14 protein-coding genes are annotated in these 18022 nt (G+C 42.2%); 4 read left to right on the top strand and 10 right to left on the bottom strand.

The window, feature by feature from the left end; all coding sequences use genetic code 11:
- The first annotated feature begins 24 nt into the window (after positions 1–24).
- From J4E76_RS09650 to J4E76_RS09640, 3 genes are all read left to right on the top strand, one after another.
- A complete protein-coding gene (locus J4E76_RS09650) occupies positions 25–2955 on the top strand; it encodes a DEAD/DEAH box helicase (protein WP_208503577.1) in 2931 nt (976 codons plus the stop codon).
- Positions 2956–2984: 29 nt separating this feature from the next.
- The gene (gene radA / locus J4E76_RS09645) at positions 2985–4358 is read left to right on the top strand and encodes a DNA repair protein RadA (RefSeq protein ID WP_208503575.1); all 1374 of its coding nucleotides are present in this window, start codon (positions 2985–2987) and stop codon (positions 4356–4358) included.
- 69 nt (positions 4359–4427) lie between these two features.
- Positions 4428–4832 carry a DM13 domain-containing protein gene (locus J4E76_RS09640; protein ID WP_208503573.1) on the top strand — a complete coding sequence of 135 codons (405 nt, stop codon included), beginning with the start codon at positions 4428–4430 and terminating at the stop codon, positions 4830–4832.
- Here the strand turns inward: J4E76_RS09640 and J4E76_RS09635 are convergent, their stop codons facing one another.
- Positions 4833–5720 (bottom strand): pyridoxal-phosphate dependent enzyme, encoded by an 888-nt coding sequence (locus tag J4E76_RS09635; protein WP_208503571.1) that lies wholly within the window; start codon positions 5718–5720, stop codon positions 4833–4835.
- A 44-nt stretch (positions 5721–5764) separates the two neighbouring features.
- Here J4E76_RS09635 and J4E76_RS09630 point away from each other — a divergent pair, with 44 nt between their 5' ends.
- Entirely contained in the window at positions 5765–6781 is a 1017-nt protein-coding gene (locus J4E76_RS09630) for an RluA family pseudouridine synthase (protein WP_208503569.1), read from the top strand.
- On the opposite strand, the gene J4E76_RS09625 is transcribed toward J4E76_RS09630, so the two are convergent.
- From J4E76_RS09625 to J4E76_RS09585, 9 genes are all read right to left on the bottom strand, one after another.
- Complete coding sequence (locus J4E76_RS09625; protein WP_208503567.1) at positions 6778–7425, bottom strand: hemolysin III family protein; 648 nt, start codon at positions 7423–7425, stop codon at positions 6778–6780. The genes J4E76_RS09630 and J4E76_RS09625 overlap by 4 nt on opposite strands.
- Entirely contained in the window at positions 7422–8222 is an 801-nt protein-coding gene (locus tag J4E76_RS09620; protein WP_208503565.1) for an ion transporter, read from the bottom strand. The genes J4E76_RS09625 and J4E76_RS09620 overlap by 4 nt, the downstream gene beginning before the upstream one ends.
- Before the next feature lie 64 nt (positions 8223–8286).
- A complete protein-coding gene (locus J4E76_RS09615) occupies positions 8287–9924 on the bottom strand; it encodes a mechanosensitive ion channel family protein (RefSeq protein WP_208503563.1) in 1638 nt (545 codons plus the stop codon).
- A 153-nt stretch (positions 9925–10077) separates the two neighbouring features.
- Positions 10078–10800 carry a LytTR family DNA-binding domain-containing protein gene (locus J4E76_RS09610; protein WP_208503561.1) on the bottom strand — a complete coding sequence of 241 codons (723 nt, stop codon included), beginning with the start codon at positions 10798–10800 and terminating at the stop codon, positions 10078–10080.
- 15 nt (positions 10801–10815) lie between these two features.
- On the bottom strand, positions 10816–11865 hold the full coding sequence (locus tag J4E76_RS09605) for a sensor histidine kinase (RefSeq protein ID WP_208503558.1): 1050 nt from the start codon (positions 11863–11865) through the stop codon (positions 10816–10818).
- 81 nt (positions 11866–11946) lie between these two features.
- A complete protein-coding gene (locus tag J4E76_RS09600) occupies positions 11947–13266 on the bottom strand; it encodes an NAD(P)/FAD-dependent oxidoreductase (RefSeq protein WP_208503556.1) in 1320 nt (439 codons plus the stop codon).
- A 318-nt stretch (positions 13267–13584) separates the two neighbouring features.
- Complete coding sequence (uvrA, locus tag J4E76_RS09595) at positions 13585–16446, bottom strand: excinuclease ABC subunit UvrA (RefSeq protein WP_208503554.1); 2862 nt, start codon at positions 16444–16446, stop codon at positions 13585–13587.
- An 84-nt stretch (positions 16447–16530) separates the two neighbouring features.
- Positions 16531–17028 carry a hypothetical protein gene (locus J4E76_RS09590; RefSeq protein ID WP_208503552.1) on the bottom strand — a complete coding sequence of 166 codons (498 nt, stop codon included), beginning with the start codon at positions 17026–17028 and terminating at the stop codon, positions 16531–16533.
- A complete protein-coding gene (locus J4E76_RS09585; protein ID WP_208503549.1) occupies positions 17028–18020 on the bottom strand; it encodes an endonuclease/exonuclease/phosphatase family protein in 993 nt (330 codons plus the stop codon). Before J4E76_RS09585 ends, J4E76_RS09590 begins: the two co-directional genes overlap by 1 nt.
- Positions 18021–18022 lie beyond the last annotated feature (2 nt).

Below are 18022 nucleotides of genomic sequence, written 5' to 3'. Positions count from 1 at the left end.
ATTTGCGATTCGCTCAAGATTCAAATGAAGGTTTCAACTGCTCAACCGTTCCAATTAATTTACTCACTCTATGAGCACGAATACCTTGGATATCTGTTTGAATCATTTGTAGTTCAATTGGATGAAAAGGGACGTCTCACGCTCCAACACCAGAATATTTCATCAAAAAACGCAAAGGAATTTGCAGCCGGCCTCAATGAGACCGACTATGAGCTTATTAAGCTTATGGATGAAATGCAGCAAGAGTCGATAGTACTCAAGTTCTATAAGCAAAGGGTTAAGCCAGCGGACTTTTTTTTCAAAGTTTATGACAAGGAGAAAGGAGACAAGGCCCTTCAAGAAACAATACACCACCACCTTGAGCATAGAAGGGCGAAAATACTTGAACGTTTAGGAGGCAAGAGAATTTTTGAGATGGGCCGTGACGGTGAGCCAGCTTGGAAAGAACTTTCTTGGGAGGACGAAAAGGCGACAGTGCTCTTTCACTTTAGAAGAAACGATGATAACACCCACTACTTCCCAACCATGAAACACAAAGGGGAAAAAGTGGAGTGGCAGTACAATGGTTCATTCTTGGTTTGTCATGAACCGGCTTGGCTCATTGTTGGTAATAAACTCTTGCGCTTTGCTAAAAATGTAGATGGTAAGAAACTGAGACCTTTTCTCAACAAGAAGTTCATTGTTGTGCCTAGGAAGGTGGAAGAGACCTACTACGAAAAGTTTGTGACCCAATTGGTGGCTTCCTTTGACGTTTATGCCAAAGGGTTTGACATCAATACAGAGAGTTATCCGGTAAAACCAGTCATTTCGTTCTCAGAACTTGTTCAAACAACTAATGGAGAACTTTTTGGAACTAATGGCAAGGCGAATGCCGAGGAGGAAGAGAGTAAGATTCTATTCAAACTTAGCTTTGACTACGGCCCTTATCAATTTCCTTATGAGAATGCGCCTAACTCCTCAGTAAAGCTTGAAAAGAAGAACGATTCCTATGTTTTTCACAAAGTCAGGCGTGATGCCGATACCGAAATAGACTTGGTACAAAAGCTCCTAGATTCTGGTTTAAAGTTTCAGAATGGGCGTGTGGCTATGTCAAGGGGCAGGGCTTTTTCCTGGTTAAAGGACAATGCGGATGTACTCGAGCAATATGATATTAGCGTCAAGCAGACAGATGCTGAACGCAAGAAATACTTTGTTGGTGAGTCTTCGCTGGAAATCAAGGTAAATGAGAGTATAGACTGGTTCGACATTCACGCTGTTGTACGCTTTGGAGACTTCGAGATCTCCTTTAATGAGCTTCGAAAACTGATCAACAAAAAGAGCAAAGAGATAAAGCTTCCAAATGGAGAGATCGCTGTTATTCCAGAAGCGTGGTTGACTGATTATGCAGAGCTTTTCGCTTTTATGGAAGACGATGGCCATGGCCAAAACCTAAAATTGAGAAAGCATCACCTCTCCCTAGTCGAAGACCTTAGAAACGGGCAGTTGGCGCAGGTTTCGATGGACCGAAAGCTTCAAAAACTTCAGGGTTTTGAGGAAATCGAAGACTATGACTTGCCCAAAGAATTTAAGGGAGAACTCAGACCATATCAAAAGGCAGGCTATAACTGGATGCGCTTTTTGGCAGAATACAGTTTTGGAGGGTGCCTAGCAGATGATATGGGGCTTGGTAAAACAGTACAGACGCTTGCCCTCTTACAGTCCCAAAAAAGTGAAGGCGCCATACAAACGTCTTTGTTGATTATGCCCACCTCATTGATCTATAACTGGCAATTGGAGGCGTCAAAATTTACACCTAATCTTAAGGTACTCATTTACGCAGGGACGCAACGTGATAAAAACCCTGAGCAGTTTGCCAATTATGACTTGGTGATCACCTCATATGGCATTACTCGCATCGACATTGATATTCTCAATTCGTTCTATTTCAACTATGTGATTCTCGATGAATCGCAAGCGATTAAGAACCCAGGTTCGCTCATAGCTAAGTCTGTGGGTAAGCTTAAATCAAGGCACCGTCTGATTTTGACGGGTACGCCATTGGAAAATAGCACCATGGACCTTTGGTCTCAGCTGAGTTTCGTTAACCCTGGTCTTCTGGGTGCCGAAAAGTACTTCAAGAATGAATTTCAATTGCCTATTGAGAAGAAGCAAGATGTTCAGAAGACTCGGAAGCTTAATGTGATCATTAAGCCATTCATTTTGCGAAGGCATAAATCACAAGTGGCTAAAGACCTCCCGGAGAAAATCGAGAGTGTCAAATTCAGTGAAATGTCTCCTGAGCAAGCCGAAAAGTATGAAGAGGTAAAGTCATATTACCGAAACAAAATTCTTGATACGATTGAGTCCAGCGGGATCAAAAAATCTCAACTCCTTTTGTTACAAGGCTTGACTAAGCTGCGTCAGATTGCAAATCACCCAAGAATGGTAGAAGAGGATTTTGAGGGTGATTCAGGTAAGCTCGAAGATATTCGCTACATGATCGAGTCGGCCTTGAGTGAGGGACATAAAATCTTAATCTTCAGTCAGTTCGTGAAGCACCTGACCATTGTACGCAAGTACTTTGATGACAAAGGCATGTCGTACGCCTACTTGGATGGCACCACTAAAGATCGACAAGGTCAAGTTGATGCTTTCCAAAACAATAAGGACATTAAGCTTTTCTTAATTTCCCTTCGTGCTGGTGGGCTAGGGCTCAACCTGACCGAAGCTGATTATGTCTTTTTACTTGACCCATGGTGGAACCCAGCCATCGAAGAGCAAGCGGTGGATCGTGCCCATAGGATTGGACAGAAAAAGACAGTGTTTACCTATAAATTTATCGCCAGAGATACGGTAGAAGAGAAGATATTGGCTTTGCAGAAGAACAAACTTAAACTGGCTTCAGACCTTATTTCTACTGAGGAAAGCTTTATCAAAAAACTTACAACCGAAGACATTTCCGAGCTGCTCGCTTAGGGTATGAAAATCGTTTATATTGCTAGTCAATGGCCAAGGTAAAAAGCGTCTACATCTGTCAAAATTGTGGCGCCAATTCAGCAAAATGGATTGGTAAGTGCCCTTCGTGTAATGAGTGGAATACCTATGTTGAAGAAGTAATCGAAAAAGGAGACCCGGCTAAAACTTCTTGGCGAGATACCGACCAACCAACCCTTAAGCAAAAACCGGTCAACGTTAAAGAAATTGAGAAGGGTGCCGAACGAAGGTTAGTCACGAAAGACGCTGAATTGAATCGTGTTTTAGGCGGAGGAATTGTCGCAGGCTCGCTTGTGCTGATTGGGGGAGAACCGGGAATTGGCAAGTCGACATTAATGCTTCAGGTGGCCTTAAGCTCTGCGAAGACCAAAGTCCTTTACGTTTCTGGTGAGGAAAGTCAACAGCAGATAAAGATGCGTGCCGATCGTATCGGAGTCCAAAGTGATAACTGCTTTATTCTATCAGAAACCAGCACTCAGAATATTTTTAGTCAAATCAAGGAAATGTCACCTCAGGTGCTGGTCATTGATTCCATTCAGACCTTGCATACCAACCGCATAGAATCGGCTGCAGGATCAGTTTCTCAAGTAAGAGAGTGTACAGGTGAACTAATGAAGTTTGCCAAAGAGACCAATACACCTGTTTTCTTAGTGGGTCATATTACCAAAGACGGAAGCATTGCGGGGCCTAAAATTCTCGAGCATATGGTAGATACTGTATTGCAATTTGAGGGTGATCGTCACTTAACCTATAGAATTCTACGGACAGTAAAGAACCGATTTGGCTCGACTTCCGAGCTCGGTATTTACGAAATGCAAGAGTCTGGTCTTCGTCAGGTTTCGAACCCGTCTGAGATCCTTATTTCACAGAGGGCTGAGGATTTGACTGGTGTGGCTATTGGAGCAACCATTGAAGGAAACCGTCCATTGTTGATCGAAATACAATCTCTAGTAAGCTCTGCCACCTATGGCACCCCTCAGAGAAGTACAACGGGCTTTGATAGTAAGAGACTTAATATGCTATTGGCAGTTCTTGAGAAGCGCGGAGGTCTGCGTTTTAGTGCCCAAGATGTTTTCTTAAATGTTGCTGGTGGCATAAGAATAGAAGAGCCTGCTTTAGACTTAGCTGTTTGCGCCTCCCTTGTCAGTTCTTATCATGATGTGGCTATTTCTGAAAAAGTAGCCTTTGCTGCGGAGGTTGGCTTGGGTGGTGAGATTAGGGCAGTTAATCGTATTGAAAATCGAATTTCAGAAGCAGAGAAGCTTGGCTTTGAAGAAATATACATCTCCAAGTACAATGTAAAAGGCCTTGACTTAAAGGGCAGGGCCATTGCCATCAAGCCCTTCGGTAAGTTGAGAGAAGTATTTGAAGACTTGCTCTCTTAGTACTTCAAGCGATAGTCTTGATGGAACGAATTTGTTTCCACATGACGTTATGAGTGAAATTTTCATATCATGAAGACCATCTCGACCCTTTTAATTTTTGCTTCTCTCTCATTTCTAAATCAACAAGAAGTCGTTTATCAAGGAGAATTTGACAATTACAGCCGTTGGACAACTTTTGAAGGTTCTTGGAAGATTGTGAAATCTGGAGACACGCATCAGGTTGTATTTGCTGATGACTTTAAAGCAAAAGAGGCCCCCGACTTGAAAATTTTTCTTTCAAAGGCAGCACTTGATGATATTGAAAGTAAGAATGCATTAAAGAAAGGTGACCCCGTCTTTGTTGCCAAGCTTAGTGCTTACAAGGGCGCTGCGACTTATGACATTCCGTCTTCAATAGACATTAGCCAGTACAAAACCATCATAGTACACTGTGAAGAGTACACGAAACTCTGGGGTGGCTCACCTCTGAATTAGTTATAGTCCGAAGCCCTTTCTGCCCTGCAGTCCACCCGTGTGGATGAAGAGAATTCTATCTCCTGAATTGAAATGATCATTGTGGATAAGTTGGTATAGCCCATACATGGCTTTACCCGTGTAAACTGGGTCGAGCAATACACCTTGCCTACTTTCAAAGCCTTCCATAAACTCTAATAAATCAGGCTTAGTCTTGGCATATCCCCCAAAATGAAAATCGTTATTGATTTGCCAGTTCTCATATAAATTATCAGAGTACTCTGAATTCAGTTTTTTTACTTCTGAAGTCAAGAATGATCCTTTTAGTGAAGAAAAGCCTACCACATTTGAGCTGCCTTTGAGTCCTTGAATAATGCCTGAAATAGTGCCTCCCGTGCCCACTGAGAGACAGTAGTGGTCATAGTCGTGTTCCAGCTCCTGAATGATCTCCGTACAGCCCTTAATGGCTAGGTTGTTGGTGCCTCCTTCCGGAATTTCATAGAAGGGCGTAAACAAATTATGTAATGTTTGCTTGACATTTCTTGCATTCTTCTCACGATAGTCACTACGGTTGAGATAGTGCAATTTCATTCCACAAGAAACTGCGAAACTCAGTGTTTTATTCAAGGGAGGAATCTCCTCTCCCCGAATAATTCCTATCGTTTCGAAGCCATAAGCTTTACCGGCACCAGCCACTGCATAAATATGATTGGAGTAAGCACCCCCAAAAGTCAGGAGCGTTTGATGTTCTTGATTTTTGGCTTCCTGTAAGTTGTATTTGAGCTTACGCCACTTGTTCCCGGAGACTATGGGATGGTTCAGGTCTTCACGCTTAATGAATACTCGGACATTCTTTTCTTTGAAGAGCTCTTCCTTAATTTCCTGAACCGGTGATGGCTTTATTTCCACACTGCGAAGTTAGTGATATCTTTGCTTGACTTTAAAGCAGCATCATGAGCGAAGAATTGGAAGAAGGTGAATTGTTCGAACACCACAGAATTGTCTGCGACCCGGGCCAGGAGCCGTATCGTATTGACAAGTTCTTAATGGACCGACTTCCCAATGTTACACGCAATAAGGTGCAACAGGGCATTAAGGAGGGCTTTGTTAAGGTGAATGGCAGTGATGTTAAGCCGAACTACAAGGTTCACCCTGAGGACGAGATAGTTGTGGCATTACCTGAGCCGCCAAGGGAAACGGAGCTAGTCCCGGAGGATATTCCCTTAAATATTGTCTATGAGGATGACGATTTGCTTATCGTCAATAAGGAAGCCGGAATGGTGGTACACCCTGCCTATAACAATTGGTCAGGTACTCTGGTCAATGCATTGGCTTATCACTTTCAGCAATTGCCAACGATGGAAGGCAATGATGGAAGGCCCGGTTTGGTCCATAGAATTGATAAGGGAACTTCAGGACTTTTGGTTATCGCCAAATCAGAGATGGCAATGAGGAGTCTGGCCAAGCAATTCTTCGACCATAGTATTGAAAGAACTTATTATGCACTGATCTGGGGAACTCCTGAAGAGAAGGAAGGAACCATTGACGTTAATTTAGGAAGGAGCGAAAAGGATAGAAGAGTCACTGTGGCGATCGAAGATGGTTCACGAGGAAGAACGGCCATAACTCACTACAAAGTACTGAAGGAGTTGCGCTATGTTTCACTGATTCAATGCAATCTAGAGACGGGTAGAACACACCAAATCAGGGCTCATTTTAAACACTTAGGTCATCCCTTGTTCAATGATGCTACCTACGGAGGTGACAGAGTGGTAAAAGGAACTCAGTTTTCTAAATACAAATCCTTTGTTGATAACGCCTTTAAAATGATACCGAGACAAGCTCTTCATGCAAAATCTCTGGGCTTTATTCACCCCAGAACAAAGAAGTTTGTGCAGTTTGACTCAGAGCTCCCTGAAGATTTTAGTAATGTGCTGAATAAGTGGGAGGATTACGTGAAGTATGACTAATACACAATGTAGTTAAGCACTGCCCAATAGTGAAAACCTGTGCCTCCGAGCACGAAGAGATGCCAAATGGCATGGTGATATTTCAGCTTTCTCATTAGGTAGAAAATGATCCCTACTGTATAGGAAATACCTCCATAGATCATAAAGTTGACTACCTGATTGCCGAGTTCTTCGGAAATACGATCAAACATAAGAAAACCGAGCCAACCCATTCCGAGATAAGAGAGCAGAGAAATAGCCTCAAATCGGCCAGTAAAGAAGGTTTTAAAGATTATGCCGGCAGTAGCAATAGCCCAAATGCCTATGAGCATGTTGATACCGAAAGCTTTCTCTCCCAGTACTCCCCAAGCGAATGGAGTGAAGGTTCCCGCAATCAAAATATAGATGGCTGCATGATCTAATTGCTTAAACAAGTACTTTCTTTTTTGATCTGTAACGAAATGATAAACCGTTGATGCGGAGTAAAGGATAATCATGCTAAGAAAGAATATGATAGTGCTCCAGAACCTAGAGATTTCATGAGAGGGTACCCTGAGAATTACAAGTACGATTCCTACATATCCAAAGATAATTCCGACCGCATGCGTTAGCACATTGGCCATTTCTTCCTTAGGAGAATCAACATCAAGTTTAGATGGTTTCAAGCGTCTAGTATTTCTCCACAGAATTTGCAGTGAATGGCGTTGCTATCATGTCCTTTTTGGCCACAGTTTTCACACATGATTTGCTCTCGTTTCTTTTTATCCTTGCCGAGCTCGACAGTAACAATGCCAGTGGGGACTGCTATAATTGCATAGCCTAGAATCATCACAAAAGAAGCAATAGTCTGTCCTAATACTGTGTGTGGAGCAATGTCCCCATAACCAACGGTTGTCAGTGTCACAACGGCCCAATAAACGCTTCTAGGAATGCTGGTAAAGCCATTTTCGCCTCCCTCAACCAGGTACATAATGGTTCCCATCATAATAACGAGCATTACCACTGTGGCCATGAAAACGGTAATCTTATGACGACTAGATTTGAGTGCCCTCGCTAGTTGTTCTCCTTCACCAACGAAACGGCCGAGCTTGAGAATTCTAAAAACCCTTAAGAGTCTTAGGGCCCGGATGACTAGCAAATATTGTGTTCCGGCAAAGACTAGACTCAAGTAACTGGGCAATAGAGAAAGGAGATCGATGATGCCGTAAAAACTAAAAATATAGCCTCGTTTTCTCTCGGTAATGTAAATACGAGTAAGGTATTCAAGAGAGAACAGAACAGTCAGTACCCATTCTACAACCCTGAATACATTTCCGTAATTCTTTTCGATTGACTGGACACTTTCTAGCATCACAGCCAACACACTTAGTATGATGGCAATCAGTAAACCGACATCGAATGCTTTTCCAGCAGGAGTATCGGTACCAAAAATGATGATGTCGAGTTTGCGCTTGATGCCCATTGTCTAAAAGTAGTAATAATTCCTTGTGGCCTAAAGCGCCCAGACCTTTAGGCACACAGAACTATTATTCAGTAATGTTTTTAAGTCTAAACCACGGTGCTTGATAGTTGTCAGGTAAGTGTTCCTGCGGAATTGTGCTATGGTTTCCATCACGTTGAGCACCATAGTGAGGAGACAGAATTTCGATTCCTGCTTCGTTGCACTTGTCTTGAATATTTTTATGCATTTCGGAATAGATAACTGCCATCTTATGGATTTCTCGGGTTCTGGCATTCAACTGATAGCTCACATAGAAATCATCAAGACTTGTCTGCAACACATAGGGCTTAGGCAGTTTTTTTATGAACTCTGTTTCCAGCGCTGCCTCGATCAGCACATCATGTACCTTGCGCCATGGCACATCATACCCAATGGTAATAGTGGTATTTAGGATAAGCCCTTCCTCATCATTCGCGGTTGTATAGTTGATGGTGTGGCTGTTGAGCATTTGTGAATTCGGAATCGTAATGATTTCGTTTTTTATTGTCTTTATTCTCGTATTAAGAAGAGACTTCTCTTTTACATCTCCCATTACATCACCGATCTTAACGCGATCTCCAATTTTGAAGGACCTCATATATGTTATTACGAGTCCTGCAATGACATTTGAAATAGCACCGGCACCACCAAGAGCAACCAGTAGACCGATGAAAGTAGATACTCCTTTGAAGATCTCTGAATCAGACATTGGTAAGAGTGGCCATATGGCTATGAAGCTTAAAGCAATCACGAGTATCTTAATGATATTATAAGTGGGTTTGGCCCACTCAGGATAGAAACCCGGTAATTCCAGCTTACCTCGAGCTACTTCATCCTTGAAGAATAATAGAACCTTTAAAATATATCTAGTAACAAACCAGATGACAGCAATGGTCAGTAGGTTAGGTATAAAGTCGAGGAATTTAGAACCAATGCTTTTGAGAGGGTCGAGTATATATCCAAAGAGTGTGGTCGCTATGTCTTGAGTCCATGGAAACAATGAAAAAAGAACGGGTAGTAAAAGATAAATTATGAGGATAAGCACTGCTAACCGTAGCCCTTTGGCAACATAGGTGAGAAATAAGACTTGTTTTTCCTCAGTTAGTAATTCATAGGTCTTAATCTTGAACCCTGTAAGTAGCTTGCCTTTTTGCCCATTGATTTTCATATATAGGAGCCTGAAAAGCCTGTTGAAATACCTAAGCCCAATAACAAAGAGTATTATGATAGAGAGAGCAATGCCTATGTTGATAATTAGCGATTTTAAGGCGAGCGTTTCTTTTTCCTCTTTTTTGTTAAAGCTCAGTAGCATATCTGTATAGTACTGAGTTGCCGCATTCTTACTTAAACCAAGAGCCTTGGCATCTTGGGCAGTTACGGTCATGACAAACTGCTCTTTGTAAAAGATGTCGTTTTCATCAGTACTCTTCTCAATGCTGATCATTGATGCATCGAACTCTGAGTCGCCAAAAGTTTCCAGAGCGGATTTTATTCTGGCAGAGCGACTTTCTAAACTATAGGGACCAATACCATTGTATAGGTAAAAAGAGGAGTCTGCGCCAAAAGCGACTTTAGTAGATTTAGAAATGCTCTCCTCTTGGACTATCTCTTGCGCCTCTTGGACGCCAGTTACAGGGATAGAATTTTGAAAAATGATTACGAAAGAAATGATTAGATACTTCATACCAATAATTTACCTGTTGTGGTAAACAAAGCAGATGGTATCTATTGAATGAGGAGGGTTTGCTAGTTAGACCGGAATGGGTATAAAAAAACCACAGGCCTTTTCCGTTACTAATATAGGAAACCTGTGGCTTTTAAACTTCTTTCTTGTGTCTTATAGACTCATCATCTCTTTAAATCGTGCTGCTTGTCTACGACTTACCTCTACTTTGTCTCCTCCTCGAAGCACGACCATCAGGCCACCATTGAACCAAGATTCAATGCTTTCTACCCACGTAAGATTAATGATATGTTTTCTACTGGCTCTGAAAAAAGACCTGTCGTCTAACTTCTCATCCAAGGCATTCAATGACTTGTGGATCATTGGTTTGAAATTGTCAAAATAGATTTTGATATAGTTGCCATCAGACTCGAATAGCCTAATGTTTTCCAACTTTACAAACCAGCACTTATCCCCATCCTTTACAAAAACTCTGTCCTGAGGTCCTAATTTTTGATCACCCACAACTTCTGCAATCGGCTCTTTTTTAGGCCTATTGATTAGCTTGGTAATGGTTTCTTTCAATCTGTCTGGCTCGATTGGCTTCAACAAATAGTCTAGGGCATTAAAGTCAAAAGCCTTCAGGGCGTACTCATCATAAGCCGTGGTGAAGACCACATCTGGTACAGAATCTAGTGTTTCCAATAGCTCAAACCCAGTTTTACCTGGCATTTGAATGTCTAGAAAGAGCAAATCCGGCTGAAGGCTCTGAATTTTTTCCTCGGCATCTTCAGCGTTTACAGCTTCTCCTACTATTTCCACTTCAGGGTATTCTTGCAGCAGATTGGTTAATTCCTTTCTAGCTAGCCTTTCATCATCGATAATCAGTGCTCTCATCTGTTTCTATTTTCCTTAAATGCGCTGAGGTATTTTCACTTCAGTCACAACAAACTTATTATTTTCATTGTAAATACGAAATGAGGCAGCATCTCCGTAGATCAATTTTAGCCTTTCTTTCGTATTAATCAGTCCAACTCCTCGTCTTCCTCTTCTTTGAGGTTGCCCGTTCATGAGTTGACCACTATTTCTAATTTTCAGTATCAATATTGAATGCTCTACAACTGATTGAATTTCTATCAGTCCTCCCTGCATTAAGTTCGATACGCCATGCTTAATCGCATTTTCTACTAATGTCTGAACCATCATAGGCGGGATTTCATATCCGTCAGACTTTGGGTCTATTTGGTAACTGACCTCCAGCCTCTCCTCAAATCGTATGCTTTCAAGTGCGAGATAGTCCTTTACGGTATTAAGTTCATCACCAAAGCTCACTACCCTCTTCTTATCCGTGATCAGTGAGTTTCTCAGAATATTAGAGAGCTGTGTAATAGCAATTTTTGCCTTTGTTGGCTCTTCATCGACCAAAGCCCGCATGCTGTTGAGTGCATTGAAGATAAAATGAGGGTTCAACTGCGATTTCAGCTGGTTGAGGTGCATCTCATTCATGGCGGCCTCGTATTTCAAAGATCTGTTATTGGTCTCCAGAAAGTGGTATAGGAAGTATACAGTAGCCCAGAGTACATAGAGGATCACATATGTAATGAAGGCAAAAAGAATGTCGGTTGCTAGCGCTTGACCTGTAGCAAGGTTCCCTACTAGACTGTAAAAGGCAAAGGAAAGAGCAACAACAATCAGAGATGACATTCCGATTATACCAAGGATTCTAGGGATTACTCTCGCAATGTTAATTTTTAGCCAACCCCGCTTTATAATTATCTCTCGCAGAATTAAATGAGAGCACATCAGCAAAAGGGGAGAATGAACCATCACCTCAATTCTCGAAATGCGCATCGTTGCCTCATCTAAGTTTTGAGGATTGATGGATATAGTGATGAAGTTGATGAAGAAATAAATCCCCCAACCCAAAATCTGAAGTGTCCAGTATAATCTCTTTTTCCTCATTTAACGAGTGGAAAATAAGCAATCTTTAAGCATTATAAAGGCTGCTTTATCATGAGAGGTAACTAAAGGCTATTTGTGGGGCTACAAACTATCTCCTGGCTTGTATTTGTGGTTTCTGAGGAAGGTTCGAATGATCAGCCTGGTACCCCTATCATAGGTCATATAACTCCAGACCCAGTTGCTTAATACAACCAACCTGTTTCTAAAGCCAACAATGGACATCAAATGGACAAACATCCAGACTAACCAGGCGAAGAACCCCCCAAAATGAAATTTAGGTAGGTCAACTACGGCCCGGTTTCTACCGATTGTGGCCATTGAACCCTTGTCCTTGTATTTGAAAGGCGCAAAAGCCTTGTTTTGGAGTTTTCGTTTTAGGTTTTTGCCCAAGTACTCAGCCTGTTGCATGGCTACAGGTGCTACCATTGGATATCCATTCGAATATTCATTAGTCTTCATCATTGCGATATCACCAATGGCGTATACGTCTTCATAGTCCTTCAACTGATTGAATTCATTAACCAATATACGTCCTCGTTCAACAACTCCTTCAGGTAAGCCATCAATGATATTTCCTGTAACACCCGCAGCCCAAATAACTGTTTTGGCAGGAATAACAGTGCCATCAGTGAGAGTAACATCGCGGCCGTCATAGTCTGCCAGCCTTGTATCGGTTCGAACGTCAATGCCAAATTCTTTTAAATACTCCATTGCCTTCACACTAGACTTTTCAGACATACCAGCTAACAGGCGAGGCCCTCCTTCCACCAAATGAAGTTTCATAATATCGAAGTCAATATCGGGATAGTCTTTCGGCAAGACGTGCTTCTTTAACTCGCCAAGGGCCCCTGCAACCTCAACTCCCGTTGGTCCGCCACCAACAATTACAAAGTTGGTCAAGCGATCTTGCTCGTCAGGGTCAGGCGACATTACTGTTTGCTCGAAATTCTGGAGCATATGACTTCGTAAATCCAATGCCTGCGGAACCTGCTTCATAGGGAAGGTGCGCTCATACATCTTCTTATCTCCGAAGTAGTTGGTCTTAGAGCCATTGGCAATGACTAGCATGTCATAGTCAAGCTCACCAACGAGTGTTTTGATACACTTCTTTTCTAAGTCTATTCCAGTTACTCTAGCCATTCTAAAATAGAAGTCTTCGTGCTTTTCGAAGAGTTGCCTTAGGGCACCTGCTATGGAGTCTGGTTCCAAACCAGCGGTTGCTACTTGATAAAGAAGTGGTTGAAAAGTGTGATAGTTATGACGGTCGAGTAAGACTACTTGATAAGGGAGTTTTCGAAGCGATTTAACCAGCTGAATTCCGGCAAATCCACCGCCAACAACAACAATCCTTGGCTTGTCACACTTAGGAATTTCTAAGTGTAGATGATGAAAGGTAGACATAGGCAATATGTTAGTAATGCATACGTTTTTGGTTGCTCAAAGTTGATGCTTATCGGGTCAATTATTACTAAAAAGTGAGATTTATTAATAAATGTTAAAAACCAATAAATATGAGCACTACGTATAATACACATTGACCAATCACCGTTCTATGGGTGAGCTTTCAAAGAAATTTTAGAAAGAAATTAGAATCGATAATGGATGTCCGTAACTGGTGTTAGGTTACAGACTGTTGAGGAGTGAGATAGTTGTATCGATTTTAATGTTTTGGTTGAAGACGGTGCTGCTCGCGAAAGCGGCAGCATCTATTTTTTATACCTATGAAAGCTCTTCTTTCAAGAATTTGGCTGTATAGCCCTTGGTGCTTTTAGCAACTTTTTCAGGCGCACCTTCAGCTACAATAATTCCGCCACCATTTCCACCTTCTGGCCCCAGGTCAATGATATGATCCGATACCTTGATCACATCAAGATTATGCTCAATCACTAAAACGGAATTGCCTTTGTCTACCAATCGGTTCAAAACGTCCAACAAGTGCTGAATGTCCTTGAAGTGTAGCCCTGTTGTAGGTTCATCCAGAATGTACAGTGTCTGGCCAGTGTCCTTTTTAGAAAGCTCTGTTGCCAATTTCACCCGTTGCGCTTCTCCTCCTGAAAGGGTGGTGGCATGCTGACCTAAAGAGATATAACCCAAGCCAACATCATTAAGCGTTTTGATTTTTCTTAAAATCTTCGGCTGATGTTCAAAGAATTCAACGGCCTGCTCTACCGTCATGTCGAGTACATCAGAGATTGATTTTCCTTTAAACCGAACCTCTAGCGTCTCACGATTATAGCGCTTGCCTTTGCAAGTTTCGCAAGGCACATGAACATTAGGTAAGAAATCCATTTCGATCAGCTTCATACCAGCCCCTTCGCAAGTTTCGCAACGCCCTCCTTTTACATTAAAAGAGAACCTTCCGGCCTTATAGCCTCTAATCTTGGCTTCTGGTAGTTCGGTAAAGAGCGTTCGAATATCAGAAAAGACTCCAGTGTATGTTGCTGGGTTTGACCTTGGCGTTCTACCGATTGGTGACTGATCAACCTCGATTACCTTATCAACATTATTAAGCCCATCAATGGACTTATAAGCCAGAGGGTTCTTTCTCGACCTAAAGAAGTGCTGATTTAGAATTGGAAAAAGGGTATCATGAATCAAGGTAGATTTTCCGCTCCCAGAAACACCAGTCACGCAGACCATTTTGCCTAAAGGCAACTTTAAAGTAACATTTTGAAGGTTATTACCTTCCGCACCCTTAAGTACAATTTGATTGCCGTTGCCAGCCCTGCGTTTCTTCGGAACTTCAATGCTACGCTGTCCTTTAAGGTAGTCCGCTGTGATACCTCCTTCGTCCAGAAACTTTTCAGGAGAACCCGCAGCCACAATTTGACCGCCATGTCTACCAGCACCTGGACCGATATCGATGATATGGTCCGAAGCCAGCATCATATCCTTATCATGCTCAACTACTATGATGGTATTACCGATATCACGAAGGTTTTTCAGGGCATTGATAAGCTTTACATTGTCTCTTTGGTGAAGCCCAATACTTGGCTCATCCATAATGTAAAGAACACCAACCAATTGTGTACCAATTTGAGTAGCCAATCGAATTCTTTGTGCTTCGCCACCCGACAAGGTTCTCAGTGGGCGGTTCAAGGTCAAGTAATCCAAGCCGACATCAAGCAAGAAGCCGATTCGCTTTCTAATCTCTTTTAGAATTTCAGGAGCAATCTGGCGCTGCTTCTCTGTCATTCTATCTTCCACACCCACAAACCAATTGCTCAATTGCGTAATGTCCATTCGCGCGAGCTGCGAAATGTTGGTATCTGCAATTTTAAAGTGCAACGACTCCTTTTTAAGTCGAGCGCCATCGCAGGAAGGACATGTTTTGATAGACATAAAGTCTTCAATCCATCTTTTGGTCTTTTCGGTGCCTTCGTCTTTTTGCTTTTCAAGAAACTTGATAATGCCTTCGAACTTCGTACTCCATTCGGTGCCTGGATATTTCTTTGAGCTGACTGCTACAGGCACATCGTCTCCATAGAGGATAACATCCAGTACCTCTTCAGGAATTTTCTCTATTGGGGTGGAAAGATTGACTTTGTATCGCTTCAGAATGGCATCAATCTTCTTAAAGATCCAAATGTCTCGGTACTCACCTAATGGCGCAATGCCACCACGACTTATACTGATGCTCTTGTCTGGGATAACGTTAGCCTTGCTAATCTCTTCAATTTGCCCGAGCCCATTACAGGTTTGGCAAGCGCCATAAGGAGAGTTGAAGGAGAAGTTGTTAGGGGCGGGCTCGTCATAAGAAAGACCCGTTTCAGGATCCATCAAGTACTTCGAAAAATGGTGCACGTTCGTTTCTTCATCGCGAACCACCATTACACCTTTACCATGAGACAAGGCTGTCTTGACACTCTGAGCAATACGATAGCGATCTTCTACTTCAGCAATGATGCGGTCCACAACAATCTCGATGTCATGTGTTTTGTACCGATCGACTTGCATTTTGGGCACCATGTCCATGACCACGCCATCCACACGGACTTTTGTAAAGCCCATTTTTCTTATTTGAACGAATAGTTCTCGGTAATGACCCTTTCGTCCTTTGACTACAGGAGCCAAAAGAATAAGCTTTTGTTTGTCAAAATTTTGGATCAAATGATCGACAATCTGATCTTCCGATTGGCGAATCATCGCTTTGCCTGTCAAGTAGGAATATGCTACTCCGGTACGGGCAAACAGAAGGCGAAGAAAATCATAGATTTCAGTCAGCGTACCTACGGTGGATCGAGGGTTTCTCGATGTAGTTTTCTGCTCAATGGAAATAACAGGACTTAAGCCATTGATTTTGTCGACATCTGGTCGCTCCATATCGCCAATAAAAGAGCGGGCATAGGCCGAAAAACTCTCCATATACCTGCGCTGGCCTTCTGCATAGATTGTGTCAAAGGCTAGGGAAGATTTTCCTGAACCGGAAATGCCGGTAATGACCACCAGCTTGTTGCGAGGAATTACCGTATCGATGTTCTTTAGGTTATGCTCCCGAGCACCGAAGATTTCGATGTTTTCATGACCAGAAAGGTCTACAGGGGCAAGATCGATAGAGGTGTTTTCCTTAAGTTTTTCCATGAATTGGACTGCAAAATGCAGAATTCACAAAGGTCCTTATTTCATGGGGTAATTGCAAGTTGCTCTAAAAAATAGGCTTAGCAACTAATGAGTTTTTCTAATTGCTATCCAATTCGTCTTGTCTATACTAAGAGTATCAAGGGGGACTTCATAAGTGAACCACTTATAATCATGGGCCTTTATAACTTCGAAGGGTCCGTCATACCAATACCTGACTGATAATATTTCTTGGTTCTTGGACTTGTGCTTATACAATACCCTCCTGTCAGGGTATTTTAGAGCCGTATCTACAATGACTATTAGGCTGACATACGCACTTAGAATAAAGAGAATAGTACCGCCAACTATATTGACTACTAAGTAACGTTTTGACCGGTTAATCATGTAATCCATTGTAGCCACAAGGAGTACTAATATTGGCGTTGCTAAGGCAAAGAATGTGATCACGTCCTCAACCAGGTTAGGGTGCTTAATATGAATAGGCACATACTCGTTGAGGGCAAAAGCTATATATCCTGTGATCAACGTTCCGATGGCAAACTTTTGCCAAATCTTGAGTGACTTTACTTCTGAGCGATCCATTATCCTGCAATTTGAAATGTACCCATGATTGCTTTGTGGTCTGATGTGATGGTCACGGCATTCAAGGAGTCACATCCAATCCCTTTTGAGTAGAAAATATAGTCTATTGGTATCTGCGCCACAAAAGGGTTCCAGGTGGGATAAGTAGGCGTCAACTTCTTACGGCTATCTTTCAAATCTGTACCCGATTTGAAACTGATCAAACGCTTGTCCCAAGGCACAGTATTAAAGTCGCCCAAAACAAGGAACTCCCCTTCCTTTTCATTAATGAACTGCTTGGCTGCATGCATATGTGCATTGCGGTAATTCCAGCGGTTTCTGGTAGTAGGAGACATCGTGTGTAGCGCTAAGAAATTAACCAGCTCTTCTCCCACCTGAATTTTACCAGTAATGTTTGCCGTCTCGTGCCATATCAGATGTTCAGTATCTATCAACGGGTATTTACTGAAAACAGCAATGCCTTGACTCACCGATGGATGTGTCATCACGGTATAGTAGGGGAAGGCTGTCTTTAGTCCTTCCTCCAATTTTTCGGCCCAAACTGGCCCTACTTCCTGAAAGGAAATAAAGTCTGGATTGAGTTGAATAACACGGTCAATGGTTTCTTCATAAGTATTGTTACTCGCGTGAACATTGAACTGCATCACTTTTAGCTCTTCGCTTCCAGCAGATAGACTGTAACCCATATCGATAGGTCCATTGATCTTAATAAGTAAGAGCAGATAGATACCAAAATTGACGCTCGCCAATCTATAATGGTGTTTGACAATCCATAGAATACTGAAAATGCCATAGACCAACATGGCTTGGAATAAAAAGGATTGCAATAAGGTTAGCGTGAAAGTATAGGTTGGCATCAGCAGCACAATTGCTGGCACCAATAGCATAGCGGCAACCATTCTTTCCTTGTTTTTCTTTTGTCTTGTCCAGCAGTATGCTCGGAGGAGGAACAGGCCTCCTCTGAGCAGTATTTTGAGTTTAAATGGATTCATTT

Origin of the sequence: Roseivirga sp. E12 (assembly GCF_017592825.1) — a bacterium.
Taxonomy (GTDB): Bacteria; Bacteroidota; Bacteroidia; order Cytophagales; family Cyclobacteriaceae; genus Roseivirga.
Note: the sequence above shows the minus strand (reverse complement) of the source record. Positions and strands in the feature narration are given on the sequence as shown.